This is a genomic window from Polaromonas sp. P3_B4, from assembly GCF_056402835.1.
The window spans coordinates 654,320-667,977 of record NZ_JBFUGQ010000001.1; the positions used below are offsets into that span (position 1 = coordinate 654,320).

Consider the following 13,658-nt stretch of genomic DNA (forward strand, 5'->3'; position numbering starts at 1 on the left):
GGATGGTGGTGGTCCGGTCATCGTTACGTTAGGCACCTCATATGAAACACTACGTCGCAACACTCCTTCTAGCCACGAGCTGCGCAATCTGCCTGGCGCAGTCCGAAGTACCGCTTGAGGAGTCGCGGGGCGCAGCGCAAGCTCTCGGATATGCGAGCGTTTCCCAGGCGCTTGAGTCCCTCAAGGCGAAGCCTGGTGTCAGCATCAACATCACCAAACCCGACGGCTGGGTCATCATCAACGAGCCCAACCCGGCATTTGCCGTGTGGTCGTTCACTCCAGAAGGTCACTATGCGCATCCGGCCGTCGTGCGCCGCATCATCCAGCAGCGGCCAAACGGAGAGGTCTACGTTGAAATGGCCGCTCTTTGCCAGGCCACGAAAGAGCCATGCGACAAGCTCATTCGAGAGTTTCAACAACTCAACGAACGCATGCGCGAGCAAGTACGTGCTCGTATGCAGCAAGGCAAGGCGCAGCAGTGAATACACCGGTGCCTAACCCTTCCATCGAGCGGACGTCTTCCAGCAAGCTTCGCTTGCTTCCAGCCGCCGCTCATGTCAAACGTTAAACCTGATATGGAGCCGTTCTCGTTCGTCGATCAGCTTGAAGAGGGCGCGCCACGCCGGGTGCTGGCGCGAGTTTCCTTTCTCGCGACCGAGGAAGGCGGCCGCCGTGGGCCTTGCAGGGGGCCGTATCGACCGAATCACAATTTTGGTGGACCGGATGACCGGTGGTTCTATATCGGACAACTCCAAATTCCCGAGGGTGAAGTTGTGAGTCCCGGAGAAACTCGCACCCTGGAGGTCCTGTTTCTGAACGGCCTTGGACTTACTGAGTTCCTGCATGTGGGCCGCCGGTGGCGCATCCAAGAGGGCCCGAAACTGGTGGCCAACGCTGAAGTATTAGAGGTGCGTGGTGAGGCTTAACATGTCAATCGACGCGGACCCACAACAGCAGAGGGCGGCTCCGCCGCTCATGTTGGTGGTCCGGTCATCTCTACGTTAGGCCTCAGCACACATGCCAGTAAGCTTTTCCCTCGACGCTACCGACTTCAAGCTGCTGGAGCGCGCCGTGGTAGCCCGCTTTGAGCGGAATCACGGACGGATGAATTTGGCCTTCTTTGCGCAGGTGCTTGCATGGATGTTCATTGCTCTCGCAGCGTTCACCTTCTTTAAGCAGTGGGAGAGAACGCCTGATGTCGCACGAGGCTACGGAGTAATTCTGTTCTTCGCAGTTGTCGGCTTCCTGTTTGCCTGTGTTCGGCCGCTAGCGGGGCAGTGGCTCTACCAAAAGTATGTTTCCGCCGCGAACAGCGCATTCACCGAGAAGCAATCGGTGGACCTTCAGGACGGCTCGCTAGTCTTGGAGTCAGCGTCCGCCAGGTCAGTTGTCCGTCGGACGGCGATCATCGACTGTTCGGAAGACGACCGAAACCACTACCTGTTTCTCACCGGAGTCCAGGCAATTGCTATTCCTAAGGCCACAGCCGCCACTCTCGGCGCTGAGTTTTCCGCCTTCCTGGCAGGCTGCGCACATGAGGCCTAACAGGTCAATCGACACGGACGTCGACGCGGCGGGCTTCGCCCGCCTATGCGCCGCCGGTCATTTCCGACGTTAGGTGGTTGCTATGGCACGATCAGTCATTTCAAGCCGAAGCGGCGGGATCGTACGGCTCCTCATTGCGTCTGCCCTATTGGTCGCTTTTGGCAGCTACTTTTTTTACCTTGGCTGGGAAACGTTCATTGATGGTGAGGTGCTCATTAAAAGAAAGAACAGTAATCCGTACATGGCATATGCGCACGGTGAGAATTCAAAAGCCTTCTTCAGTTACTTTCGCGATTGGTTCTGGGCCACCGGGCTCATCGTTCTCGCGGGTGTTGCTCTTCCGATTTGTTTGGTGCTTCTTCCCTCAAAGCAAAGGAACGATTGGTTTCATTTCTTTGGAGAAACTGCGGGAGGGATACGTAGCAATCTGCCGTGGGCTTTGGCGCTCTTGGTATGCATGGCGCTGTTTGGCTTGCTGGCTGACGAGGTTAGCGATCGCGGCCTGCCGCCAACGCGGCGCACAAAGCCACCTAACCCTTCGATCGATCGGACATCTTCCAGCGTGCTACCCACGCTTCCCGGCGCCGCTCATGTCCAACGTTAGACGTCAACAATGCCACGCACTGTTCTTCGCTACGGCCTTTGGCTCCTCCACACACCGCGGGGAGCGCAGGACCCGCGCGTATTCTATGAAGACAAGCGCGGAGACTGGCCGCTTAGCCTGCAACAGCGCGCGCTCGGTGTTCGCCTGCACGCACCTGGCGTCTACGGCCGGAGCTTCGCGCGAATGGGAAACTGGAAGGGGTTTTACCTCACCGCGACCGGTGCGAGCCCGAGGCGAACGACCCGCGAACTTCTTGCAAATGCCAAGCGAAATCTCGGGCTTCGTCGCAATGCACTACACACGCTCATCGCATCGAAGACCCCAGTCAAGAGCTCCACGGGGTATGCGCTGATATCCGCGCCGAACTTGCGCTTCATTCGAAACCCTCCGTTCGGTTCGCTACTCGCGATTATCTATGCCAAGCGTGAGAATGTTGACGCCTAACCCTTCCATCGAGCGGACGTGTTCCAGCGGGCTCCGCCCGCTCCCACACGTCGCTCATGCCAAACGTTATGTTTCTTAAGAACAACTAATGGCGCTCTGGCAGTTTAAGGTTGAACTCATTCCAAGGCAGTGGCTTGACGCTGGCGGCGATGTTGCGTCACTCTTCACTGAGGAAGGTTGTGACGCCTCCATAGCTTGGTTGGGTTACTCCGATCCAAAACTCATCGAGCATCTCGGCTTGCTCTTGCCGGGCAGTAAGTCTTGGCACAATGAATGCTTATGCTGGGGTTCAGACAAGACAGAAGACATCCAGCTTTGGCGTGAGGGCACCGCCGTCTCATCACTCGCCGTTCGATTTGACCTTCGAGCTCCGAATGACGCACTCTTCGTTGCCATCTCGCAATTGGCGCAGGACTTCGAATTAGCAATTTTGGTCCCAGGGATTCAACACGTTATCCCTTGTGACACGGAATCGCTATTGGCATACGCAAAGCAATCGGAAGCAACACGCTTCGTAAAGGACCCGCATGCATTTCTTTCTCGCATCGAAGAAACATAACAAGCCGCTCAAGAGCGACGCGCGCAAAAAATGCGCGCGCATCTTAGCGGCGGCGTTAGCCCGCACTCATCATCAATAGGAGTTCATTACCATGGGAATGGTTGGTTGCTTTGCTCCCGTATCGCCGGAGACCCTCAATCAGCTGCGCAGCGATCCCGAGGCGATCGAGGAATACCTCTACCCCAACGACGGGGAAGACGAGCCACCGTACTACATCGATGTCGACAAAGCCTGGCATGGAATCCACTACCTGCTTACCGGGCAGGCCGAAGGTGGAACGCTGCCGCTAAGTCTTGCTGTCGTCGGTGGTGAAGAATTCGGCCCAGAGGTCGGATATGGGCCCGCTCGATTTCTCACGCCGGCTCAGGTCTCTGCCGTCTCGGACGCGCTCTCGAACCTGACCTTGGAAGCATTGCGCGAGCGCTTCGATCCACAAGACATGAAAGCCAAGGACATATACCCGGACGTGATCTGGGTGCGAGACGGAGAAGACGCTTTCGACTATTTAATGGAAGGCTACCAACAGCTTGTCGTCTTCTACCGAGATGCGGCGTCCCGAGGCGACGGGGCACTGCAATGGCTATCGTGAGGGTGCGGGCTAACCCTTCCTTCAAGCGGACCTGCCTTCGGCAGGCCCCTTAAGTCAAACGTTAAATGGCACGAACAATGGGTTTCCTGTCTAACCTCTTTCGCCGGTCGCCCACTGTGACGCTCGGGCACCCAGTGTTTGGCACTCTCACATTGGAAAGTGGGGCCAAAGGTCCTTACTGGATGCATGAGGTGTATGAGGGTGAGAATGGCATTTCGATTTCGATCGATACACGCGACGCAGCGGAACCCACCCAGTTACAGGTCGATTTCTTTCAGCGCGTCACAACCGATCTTGATAGCGTCGTTGGGCCTGTATTGTCAGAGCTCGGGGAACGCCACAAGGAAATCTACGGCGAAAACCTTCCGTCCGATTGGCGCCTGGCATTCACTCTTGCCGGCGTAGGCGTGCCATTGGACGGGGATCCAAACGCTGAGTGGGACATTGCCCTCGAGTGTCTTACTAACAACTCGAAATTTCTATACACCTGCTACTTCGAAGAAGGTAAATTGACACATGTCTCTGTCGACACTTGAGGCCATGCCACTTAGCTGGTCAATCGACATGGACCCACAACCGCAGAGGGCGGTCTCGCCGCAAACGTCGTGGTCCGGTCATTTCAGACGTTAGACAACATCAGAAGCCGCCATGAGCCTGCATCCAGACTATCCAGTTGTCACGGGAACCTATCAAATGACCGATGAATGGGCGGTCGCTCTTCCTGAAACGTTTAATCGACGAATAGAAGATGGAAGCCTTGTTCTCTGGAGGGCAACACTCACCTTCTGGGTCACCATTTGGGGGAACGACAAAGGCACATCCGAAGAGGAGCGGCTAGCTTCAATTCTGGAAACAGCCAGCGATCTTCGAGGCGAGCAACAGATCGAACGCACCGGGAAGCTTATCCGGCTGACATACGAATTGCCGGAAGAAGATTACTCCCGAGAAAGGTCTTCCTATAAATCAATTTCCGGTTATGTCATCGCACCCATGGGGCATGTTCAGATCTCTGCTTACTTTGATACACCTGCCGCTCGCGCCCTCGGGTACAAGATCATTCATTCAGTGCGCAATGCTGCCTAACCCTTCCTTCATGCGGACGTGCCTCCGGCACGCCGCTTAATTCAAACGTTAGGCGCCGCAAGATGCGGCGCGTTCACTCGGAGGTTCTAAATGTCTCTCACTTTGTCTGCATCTGACTTGGCCATGCGCCTGGCAGTCGAGGACACCGTCGTTCAGATGTTCGTTGCCACCGACGAACGAGACTGGCCAGCGCTGGAAAGTTGCTTTACCAGCCCCTTTACGCTCGACATGACCTCCATGGTCGGTGGAACGCCGACCGAAATGACGCCAAACCAGGTGGCTCAGGCATGGGCTGCCGGATTCAAGCCGCTCGACCACGTTCACCATCAGATTGGCAACCTTCGAACCGAGGTCAGTGGTAATCAAGCGCTTGTCAGATGCCACGGCGTGGCCTTCCACCACCGGGGCAAAGCGATCGGCCTGAAGAGCCGCATCTTCGTGGGCACGTACGAACTGCAGTTGCTGCCGTTCCCGGACAGATGGCGTATCTCCCGGCTTGTCTTCAAGCTCAAGTTCATCGAGGGCAACCTGGAACTTGAGAAGTCGGCGTCGCTGTGAGAACGACGCCTAACCCTTCTGTCGAGCGGACGTCTTGCCCGTCACTTCGCGTCGGTCAGGACGCCGCTGCGCGCCGGTCGAAAAACTATCGCACTATTCTTTATCTCGATTCTTCCATGGCAATTGTGTGCAGCAGAAGCAAGCTTGACTCCCTGTGAAAGAGCTATCGCCGTGGCCTCCGTTCAGCCGGTAGAGAAGTTTTCAATTGAAAATGCTCCAAATAGCCTGGATGTTTTCTTTCCCGGCCCGGCTTTCCTCCTGAAGAAGGGGATTGAAAAGAATTCAATCAACGAACTTAAGGCGGCGCCAGCAAAGCAGGCCTTCAACGTGCAAGAGGAGCTTGCATCAGCCACTTTGAGTGCTTTGAAGGAAGCCACAGGAACAAATCGCAAGGGCCACGAAAATGAGCTCTAGCAGGTCCTTCGACGCGGACGCACAGATACGTCCATTCACTCCGGTCGCAACTGGCTCGTGCGCCGGTCAAGTTCAACGTTAGGCATCATGCAACAAGCACAGCTCATAGACTTCAAGAGTTTCAGCATGCGGGCAATTCTCAGGCGCTCAAAGGCCTTCTACGCACTGCGGATCGGTGGTTTCATTGTCACAACTTGTGGTGGCCTTGCTTGCATGATTTGGGGCATTGCCACCGGACAAATGACAACTGCATTTGTTGCCATGTGCCTTTGCGTTCTCATTGGTCTCGTTGCGTTTGTCTTTTCGGTTCATTCGCGTTCCTATTGCGCTGGCTGCGGGATGAAGCTTGATGTGTACTGGTGTTCCGAGGAACGGGTAGACGGCATGCACTCTGGCCACATTTATGTTTGTCGGCAATGCACTGCGTATGAGGCTCGCCTCAACGTTGAATTCGACTAGCCCAGAAGCCCTGAGGTTGCCTGGCACATTAATTCCACATACCGCATCCATCGTATGGCTAAAATTTCTCGACCGGGCAGAGCAATGTGCCAAGTGACGGCTGCCCCTTCCATCGAGAGGACTCGCCCCCGGCAAGTCGAGCCCGGCCTCTCGTGCCAAACGTTAAATAGCTCTAGATGCATCGTATCAATACGTACAACGAAGAAAACACCATTGCCCGTTCGGAGCGCGATGGTTGGACACTTGGCTACATCGGAATACCTTGGCCTGGTCCTTGGCCAAAGAAGAATGGAGACTTGTTTGTGACCGATCCAAATGGCTGGCAGGTGGGCATTTCCTGGGAGAGTTCGGGGCCGGAGATTCTGGATATCAGTGGTGCATCGGAAGGGCGTTTTGGGGGTGTTCCAGGTGAGGTTCCCTGTCGTCGTCATGTCCGAGGACGATCTCATAAGAAATTTCCATGTGGTGTTGCCACTGTTGAAGAGGCGGAGAGCACTGGTAACAGGTTTCCCGTCATGAAGCGCCAGTCGCCACTGGACATGACATTCGAGCGGGCCACCTTCGGCGCTCGCTCTCATCTACGTTGGGCTTCGCAATGATCACTGAACAAGACGCGCGGTTTATTAGAAAAATGCGTATTTTCCTGGGGCTTTTCTGGTCGGGCTTGCTCGTGATCGGTGTGGGTCTCATCGCCATGTTCACGCTTAGGCCACTTGGTGAACATATCAATATCATTACCGCTGTTGTTTGCACGGGTTTCGGTGCGATGGTCGTCGCGGGCTTGGGACGCGTTGCAAGCCGCTGTCCCAGGTGCAACGGGCTTTTCTGTGGAAAATTTGAAGACAATGGAGGCGATTCTGGCAGCGTGCTTGCTTCATCGTGCAGGCATTGCGGTTTCCGCGCAAAGGGCGAGGGCTGACATGGCACTCAAATTTGCAATCGCCAGAAGCCGTGACACAACGCCGTTCCATAGCGGATCAGTGGCATCGTTGCCTAAGGCGTTCCGGACCCCGTTGAACTTTAACTTTGAGGATCGATATGTTGAGAATCGCCTTTTCCCTGTTCCTGTTCTTCAGTGCGACACAGGCTCTCGCGCAAGGTGCACAGTCGCCAGAGCAGCTTGTCGAGTCGTACAAGACGGCTCTCGCAAAGAAAGACGTCCGGTCGTACATGGCGTTGGTGTCGTTGTCGCGCGAGCAAGACCGCGGCCCTGTGGAAGCTCAGTTTGGCGGGCGGGTGAGTGGCGGAGGTGTCATCTCGGCAAAGATAGTTCCATTTTCAACCTACGAGGCCCAATACAAACAGGCTGTTAGTCGTGGACTCACCCCGACCATAGAGCCGAAAGGTTGGTTGGTGGTCGAGTTCTCCGGCACCAAATTGCCCAGTGGCGCCACAGTAAAAGAGTCGGACATCATGATTTTCGGTCTGCGAAACGGCCGCTACTTCTTCGGATCCTGAACCTTTGTGCTCGAACTCTGGCCCTTTCCCCCATCGTGGCTGCCAGTTTTAACCCATCGCTCAAACGGACACGCCTTCGGCACACCGCTTGACTGGTTTGCTTCTCTGGGCGCAGCACACCAAGGCGGGGGCGGGGAGTGCCGATGCTGCGGCTGGCGCGCACTGAGGCTCTTGCATGGGGCTGGAACGAAGACGGCGCCTTGTGCGCCGTTTTTGTTGGCGCTATCAAATCAGTAGCTGCTTGCGCAGGCTTGCATTGGTCTGTAGGCTTGTTTCATATCTAAAAACGGCCAAAAAATATTCAAAAACAAGGGATTTTGGCGCTGCCACACTTTGCAAAGGCTCTGGCGCGACCTCCAAAGCGGTTTTTGCCTCTTTTTAGGTATTAGAACGGGCTGAAGCCCAATCGGAATGTGCGCGAGCAGCTATCAAATCAATAGCGTATCAGGCGAGCAGGGCGTCCAGCGGGCTGGCTGTGCCGCCCAGAGGCAACCTTTAGCACATGGGTGTAATTCATCGAGGTGCAAGGCGCAAACGGATACGGCTTCCACCTCTGTGCCCCCATGTCGCGCGGATGCGTCATGTGGCTGTTGCGGCCATGCCTAGCGGGAAAAAAACGAACCCAGTACAGGTAAGTTTTCCCGGCGCCGAGGCTATAGTGCAAATACCGAACCCGGTCCCGGACCTGGTCCGGCAAGCGGGCAGACTGCAAGGGAGGATTGCGGGGTTCACGGAATTTTTATGACTCTTTGGATTTAGAGAATATTTCCTTGAAATCCAGCATGCAAGCGCATTACGGGAGGTTTTAATGTCCAGATTAGATTGCAAGCGCCAGGTTATACCGCAGGTTTTGCGGCATACATTACGTTAGAGCGTGAAGTAGTGCTGTTTCAATGACCGTTGTTTGGAATTCCGTAGCACTGCTTCAAACCAAAAAAATACAAACTCAGCATCCGGTTCGACATGACACCAGACAATCAATTGAAACTGGCCCGACGCATGCTGGCTAGGCCCCCCGCAAGCTGTAGCTGGGATGACATGCTCAATCATGAAGACGACCTGATCTGGCACACCCAGTCGAGGCAACCGCATGTTGGGGAGCTTCGTTGTTGCGTCGACTCCATCGGGCTGACCTTAGCCTTCCTCGCATTGCCCCCCGCCGGATGGCAACAGCTTGAGGACGAGTTCGGCAAGGCAGCGGTGGCGTTTCGCTTCATGATCCTGCCGGGCGACATTGATGTCTTTATCAAATCCTCGACTGCAGCTCGCCCGGTCCGTCTATATGACGATGGACCAGTAGTTCCTCCGGCGCCTCCGGCCGATCCGTTCGAGTCCGTGATGAAGCTCATAGATGCTGCTGTGACAAAGGTGGCGGCTTCTGTTGATAGCGAGACGCGGGTGCGTCCGTTGATGAACAAGAGAGGTGTGCTTCAGCTGTTGGTCATAACCAGCACCATCGTGACTCGCGATCAATTGCATCAGCTTCCAGCGTTCCGCAAGGCGCTGGAGCGCCTGCGCGCCCAGCTGCGTACCGAGAAAATCAATTTGCACAGTGTGTCGATCGAAGCGCAGGAGGTCATCGATCGGGTCAATCACTTGATTACAGCGGAGGACATACTAAAAAAGGGGGAGGCGCCGCATTTGCGCTTCGCTCAAGGACCATGGGATGCCATTCACCAGCTGTGGCCATTTGGCAAACGCTGATTCCCGGTCCGGGACTTGCACTCGCGCCATTTCCTGGCTGGCGCGGCCTTGTTCTCGCAGAAGTCCGACGCATACTCGGCCAGAATGCGGTCTAACCATTCGGTCAAGCGGACAGCCCCCCGTGGTACCGGATTCTGCCGCTTACCTCAAACGATAGAGGGCGCAAATGGTGGCATCCGTCGCGGTCGCGATCCTTACTTTCGTAGCAATGACGGCGCTATTCAGTGCCCTTGCACTGGCAGCGCATCAGTTTCTATTCATTGCCAAGTCGTATCGTGTACTCGGCAAAGTTGCGAGCGAATGGAGCTACCGAATGAACGGCATTCAGATGCGGTACTACAGAGTAGAATTTTGCCTGAATAATGGACAGTCAACTAACCTTAGAAGTAGCGTTACCAGTTCCTCGCGACATCCAAAGATTGGTGAGACGGTAACCGTGCTAATTCACGAAGGAAATGGCAAATTGAAGGCGAGAATCGGAACCATCACAGAGCTTTGGTTCGATGTTTTCGCTCTGTTATTCATGGGGGGCGTTGGCAGTGTCGTGATCTTGCCAATTGCGTACTTGGTATTCGTGGGCTAATCAGCCAGCGCCCTCTAACCCTTCCTTCAAGCGGACCGGCCTACGGCGGTCGGCTTAAGTCAAACGTTAGGCCTCACGATGAACACTGAACAACAGATGCGGTTCGCAATAAGGATGCGGATCTTCCTAGGTCTTTTCTGGCTAGGCTCGCTTGTGCTCGGTGCGGCCTTCATTGGCATATTCACTCTTAGGCCCCTGGACGAACACATCAGTGTTCTCACCGCTGCTGCTTGCACCGGTTTCGGTGTCATGGCCATTGGAAGCTTGGGGCGTGCGGCTAGCCGTTGCCCTCAGTGCAGCAAGCTCTTCTCCGGACATTTTGAGAATAGTGAGGGAGGTTCTGCAAGCGTGTTTGCCTCGTCCTGCAGGCATTGCGGCTTCCGTACAAATCGCTCTCAATAAGCATGGCGCCTGGATCTACCAACGTCGAAAGGCGAGCGCACGTCGTGCGGCCTAACCCTTCCATCGAGGGGAGGTGCACCATCTGGGTTCGCCAGCTGTCGCCCGCCACTCATGTCAAACGTTAGCCACCCTATGCGCAGCGTTTTGTCCATTGCTTTGCTCGTTTGGTCAATGGGAGCCATGGCCTTCGACAACAACCTCTGCGGGTATGACATCGGCGATGGCTACCTTGGTGAATACCATTCGAAAGCTTTCGCGGATCAAAGAAAGAAGATTGAACCCTTCAGTGAAAGAGTGACGCTCGCGGTATCACGTACAGAGATGACACTTGCGATCAAGCTGAAGGGCGGAAGGATCAAGGCGTTTCGCGGAATCCCGTGTGATGGGGAAGATCAGCCTCTCTTTGAAGGTTACGTGGCAGCGCTCGGCTGGTTCATCGTAAGCAGTCATAGCTGGGAGAACCACAAGATCTTCCTCATCGACGAAGAGGTTGGGCGTGTCACCATCCTGCCGGACACGTCGCTACCTGTTGTATCACCAGATGGCAAGCATTTCGCTGTGTTCGGGGACAACTACGCGCATTCGCATAACGAGTTGCAGGTCTGGCGAATTACGGCCACTGGACCAAAGAAGATATGGGCCAATGAACCAGATGATGTACATCATTACTCGGTGGCGTGGAAGTCGAATTCTCATCTGTCCGTTGCGTTTCACCCTGACAGTGAGGATATTTCTGGCAATGCTCCGCCCTTCGCAACACCAAAATCTAAGGTTGTAGTAGATGGCATTCGTATCACATACGCCCGGCGGCCTACAGACGGCTAACTGGTTGCTCGTCGCGGACACGCAGCAGCAGGTTGCCGCTTCGTGGCGCTTGCTGCGTGCTGGACAGCGCCAACGTGAGGACTCAACATGCGCGTGATGCAACTTGTTGGCTTCGGTCTGATGACTTGCTTCTTGGTCACTTCCGTGTTGTTCGGCTTCAGCACGTATGCGACTTATCCGAGCATGTCGGGAACGTCGTTGGTCGAGGTTCGCGGAGCCGCGCATGCAATCGTCCAACTGCCGCCTCCACGTCGAGGCAACTCAGTGGTTTCCTTTGAGGTTGACGGCTACCCCGGCCGATTCTGGACTGATGCAGTCTCCTCCGTGCCGGTTGAGTGGGGACAGCGACCTGTGATACGAGTGTGGATTCCAGAACGTCATTCGTTTTCGCCGCAAGCGGACGGCTCGCGAAAGACCTACGGCCTGTGGATAAATGGAAAGGAACTGGTTTCACCAAGTACACGCTTGGAGGCTGAACGTGAGAATGTCCAAATGGGAAAGTTCTTCCTCAGCGCTCTGGGGATCATTGGTGTGTATTCTGGTTTTCGGTTCGTGACAGTCATGCGAGCACTGCGCAGGCGCTCTGTCGCAATCCCCCGTGAGCCTCATTTGGGGAGGGGGCGTTGAGTCCTAACAAGTCAATCGACACGGACGTCGTCGCGGCGGGCTCCCCCGCCTATGCGCCGCCGGTCATTTCCGACCTTAGATGATGAACACACTCGCCATATGCGTCGTCGTTCTGGTCGTGGCGAACCTTGCCCTCGCTGCATGGGTTGTGCTTTCGCCGGCACTGACTACGACTCAGAAGACCTTTCAATGCCTGATCGTGTGGCTACTGCCTGTCCTTGGAGTAGTCTGCGTTTTGCTTGTGCACTTGGCCGACGCGGAGCCTCGCAGACGCAAAGCGCCTCCGCCGGTTGACGGTTCTGATCCAATGCCAGGAGGTACTCAATGAGCAAGCTGGCTCCTGCGTGCACATCTAACTGGTCAATCGACACGGAGCCACAACAGCAGGAGGCGGCGGCGCCGCAAGTGTTGGTGGTCCGTTCATTTTTACGTTAGGGTTTCATGGAGAAGCATGATGTGTGTCCAGAGTGCGGGAAGTCCTTCGTAGGGCGCGCTCATCGATTGAAGATTACCGTGGCTCGCCTTTTCGGAATGCTACTTCCAACGAGAGCGGACGAGGTACCTGGGGTAGTCCTATTCGGAGTTCGCTGCCCTGGATGCAACACGATCTTTCAAAGCCGGGAATTGCGCTACTTCGGCTGGCTAGGCTACCCTTCATATCTTGTGCTCTTGTTCGTCCTGTTGGTATCTCTGATGGGGATCGCACTATTCGTATGGAATCGGTGAAATCGTGGCATTGAAACCTGACAGGTCAGTCAACGCGGACGCCCAAAGGCGTCCTGCTGCTTCGCGGCCACCTTGGGTGGGCGCCGATTATCTTCACGTTAGGAGTCATCAATGAGCACCCTTGTGAATGATTCTTCAGCCTTCGAGGCGCACCAACGACGCATGCTGCTGGAGATCCTGATAACGGTCCGCGATGGCTTCGTCGAAGCTGGAGTGAAGAAGGAGAAGAAGCTGCAGGAGTTGACTGAGAACCTGGCGTTCCATTTGGCATGCATCGTCGATGGGTCGAGGGTGATGAATACTGGCGCGGAATATGTGCATCCCGTACTGGCTTTTACAAAAGGCACAGGTAAGAAGCCAGACTACGCGGAGTTGGTCTACTCTGGTGGTGGCTCCTGGATGCACGAGCTACTTGACGAGGAACTCACAAATGAAGCATTCGAAAAGGATGATTCCTGACACGCCTGCCGAGTGGATCGCCTGTGGCGACCGCTCACATACACGTTAGATTTCACACAATCCTCAGGGGACAACATTGATTCCATTGCACTTTCAGCCATCCATCGAAACAGTAGATGGATATGCCAACGATGCCATTCGGATGACGCAAAAGATCTACGCCGTCGACATTTCCTCCTTTGCCCCATCCACACTGCGCCGAGTCGACTCCGTTCTGGAAGAATGGAAAACCGGCGGTGCCAAGATGGAACAGGTAGCAAAGTCCATCTATGCCTTCGGTTCGTTTGCCGGTGAGGTTTTGCTTAAGGCCAGGCAAGGCGAGTGGTTTAAGCCAGATCAACCCCCAAATGAAGAGGACTTCTTCGACTATCCGTTCCTGGCTGTTCGCCTGATAGGCGGAGCAGTTTGGCGCCCCATTAATCTTGGCTTTCAGATGATGGACTCAGTGCCCAACTCAAGCTATTGGAACTCAATCGTCGATCTTCTTGGAAGAGTACCAGGTGAAGCCTGACCTATCAATCGACACGGACCCACAACAGCAGGAGGCGGCGTCGCCGCGAAGTGTTGTGCGCCGGTTATCTAACGTTAGGCGTCACAAGGCGCATAGCCGAACTGCTTA

At 55.3% G+C, this 13,658-nt stretch carries 18 protein-coding genes; all 18 read left to right on the forward strand.

The annotated features are described in order from the left end of the window. Positions 1 to 41 precede the first annotated feature (41 nt). The 18 genes from AC1DVV_RS03155 (at position 42) to AC1DVV_RS03240 (ending at position 13,550) form a co-directional block, all read left to right on the forward strand. Positions 42 to 482, forward strand: coding sequence for a hypothetical protein (locus tag AC1DVV_RS03155; RefSeq protein ID WP_477668236.1), 441 nt, complete (start codon positions 42 to 44; stop codon positions 480 to 482). 72 nt (positions 483 to 554) lie between these two features. After that, complete coding sequence (locus AC1DVV_RS03160; protein WP_477702004.1) at positions 555 to 926, forward strand: hypothetical protein; 372 nt, start codon at positions 555 to 557, stop codon at positions 924 to 926. A 91-nt stretch (positions 927 to 1,017) separates the two neighbouring features. After that, complete coding sequence (locus AC1DVV_RS03165; protein WP_477686697.1) at positions 1,018 to 1,545, forward strand: hypothetical protein; 528 nt, start codon at positions 1,018 to 1,020, stop codon at positions 1,543 to 1,545. A gap of 82 nt (positions 1,546 to 1,627) precedes the next feature. Then, positions 1,628 to 2,149: a hypothetical protein gene (locus tag AC1DVV_RS03170; RefSeq protein ID WP_477707108.1), complete on the forward strand. Its 522-nt coding sequence runs from the start codon at positions 1,628 to 1,630 to the stop codon at positions 2,147 to 2,149. Between the two features lie 532 nt (positions 2,150 to 2,681). Further along, positions 2,682 to 3,152 (forward strand): hypothetical protein, encoded by a 471-nt coding sequence (locus AC1DVV_RS03175; RefSeq protein ID WP_457279039.1) that lies wholly within the window; start codon positions 2,682 to 2,684, stop codon positions 3,150 to 3,152. 91 nt (positions 3,153 to 3,243) lie between these two features. Beyond that, positions 3,244 to 3,741, forward strand: a complete 498-nt coding sequence (locus AC1DVV_RS03180) for a YfbM family protein (RefSeq protein ID WP_477702855.1) — start codon at positions 3,244 to 3,246, stop codon at positions 3,739 to 3,741. Positions 3,742 to 3,818: 77 nt separating this feature from the next. Then, the gene (locus AC1DVV_RS03185) at positions 3,819 to 4,277 is read left to right on the forward strand and encodes a hypothetical protein (protein WP_477702856.1); all 459 of its coding nucleotides are present in this window, start codon (positions 3,819 to 3,821) and stop codon (positions 4,275 to 4,277) included. A gap of 112 nt (positions 4,278 to 4,389) precedes the next feature. Next, entirely contained in the window at positions 4,390 to 4,824 is a 435-nt protein-coding gene (locus tag AC1DVV_RS03190; RefSeq protein ID WP_477667533.1) for a hypothetical protein, read from the forward strand. A gap of 90 nt (positions 4,825 to 4,914) precedes the next feature. Beyond that, on the forward strand, positions 4,915 to 5,382 hold the full coding sequence (locus tag AC1DVV_RS03195) for a nuclear transport factor 2 family protein (protein WP_457279035.1): 468 nt from the start codon (positions 4,915 to 4,917) through the stop codon (positions 5,380 to 5,382). A 171-nt stretch (positions 5,383 to 5,553) separates the two neighbouring features. Beyond that, positions 5,554 to 5,796, forward strand: a complete 243-nt coding sequence (locus tag AC1DVV_RS03200; RefSeq protein WP_477688880.1) for a hypothetical protein — start codon at positions 5,554 to 5,556, stop codon at positions 5,794 to 5,796. A gap of 87 nt (positions 5,797 to 5,883) precedes the next feature. Continuing rightward, entirely contained in the window at positions 5,884 to 6,255 is a 372-nt protein-coding gene (locus AC1DVV_RS03205; RefSeq protein ID WP_457279033.1) for a hypothetical protein, read from the forward strand. Between the two features lie 176 nt (positions 6,256 to 6,431). After that, positions 6,432 to 6,854, forward strand: coding sequence for a hypothetical protein (locus AC1DVV_RS03210; RefSeq protein ID WP_457279032.1), 423 nt, complete (start codon positions 6,432 to 6,434; stop codon positions 6,852 to 6,854). Continuing rightward, positions 6,851 to 7,174 carry a hypothetical protein gene (locus AC1DVV_RS03215; protein ID WP_477702812.1) on the forward strand — a complete coding sequence of 108 codons (324 nt, stop codon included), beginning with the start codon at positions 6,851 to 6,853 and terminating at the stop codon, positions 7,172 to 7,174. Before AC1DVV_RS03210 ends, AC1DVV_RS03215 begins: the two co-directional genes overlap by 4 nt. Before the next feature lie 119 nt (positions 7,175 to 7,293). Continuing rightward, positions 7,294 to 7,713 (forward strand): hypothetical protein, encoded by a 420-nt coding sequence (locus AC1DVV_RS03220; RefSeq protein ID WP_457279030.1) that lies wholly within the window; start codon positions 7,294 to 7,296, stop codon positions 7,711 to 7,713. A gap of 963 nt (positions 7,714 to 8,676) precedes the next feature. Beyond that, positions 8,677 to 9,417, forward strand: a complete 741-nt coding sequence (locus AC1DVV_RS03225; RefSeq protein WP_477667529.1) for a hypothetical protein — start codon at positions 8,677 to 8,679, stop codon at positions 9,415 to 9,417. A gap of 1,117 nt (positions 9,418 to 10,534) precedes the next feature. Further along, complete coding sequence (locus tag AC1DVV_RS03230) at positions 10,535 to 11,227, forward strand: hypothetical protein (protein ID WP_457306973.1); 693 nt, start codon at positions 10,535 to 10,537, stop codon at positions 11,225 to 11,227. Between the two features lie 1,464 nt (positions 11,228 to 12,691). Next, complete coding sequence (locus tag AC1DVV_RS03235) at positions 12,692 to 13,039, forward strand: hypothetical protein (RefSeq protein WP_457279027.1); 348 nt, start codon at positions 12,692 to 12,694, stop codon at positions 13,037 to 13,039. A gap of 76 nt (positions 13,040 to 13,115) precedes the next feature. Then, positions 13,116 to 13,550 carry a hypothetical protein gene (locus tag AC1DVV_RS03240; protein WP_457279026.1) on the forward strand — a complete coding sequence of 145 codons (435 nt, stop codon included), beginning with the start codon at positions 13,116 to 13,118 and terminating at the stop codon, positions 13,548 to 13,550. Positions 13,551 to 13,658 lie beyond the last annotated feature (108 nt).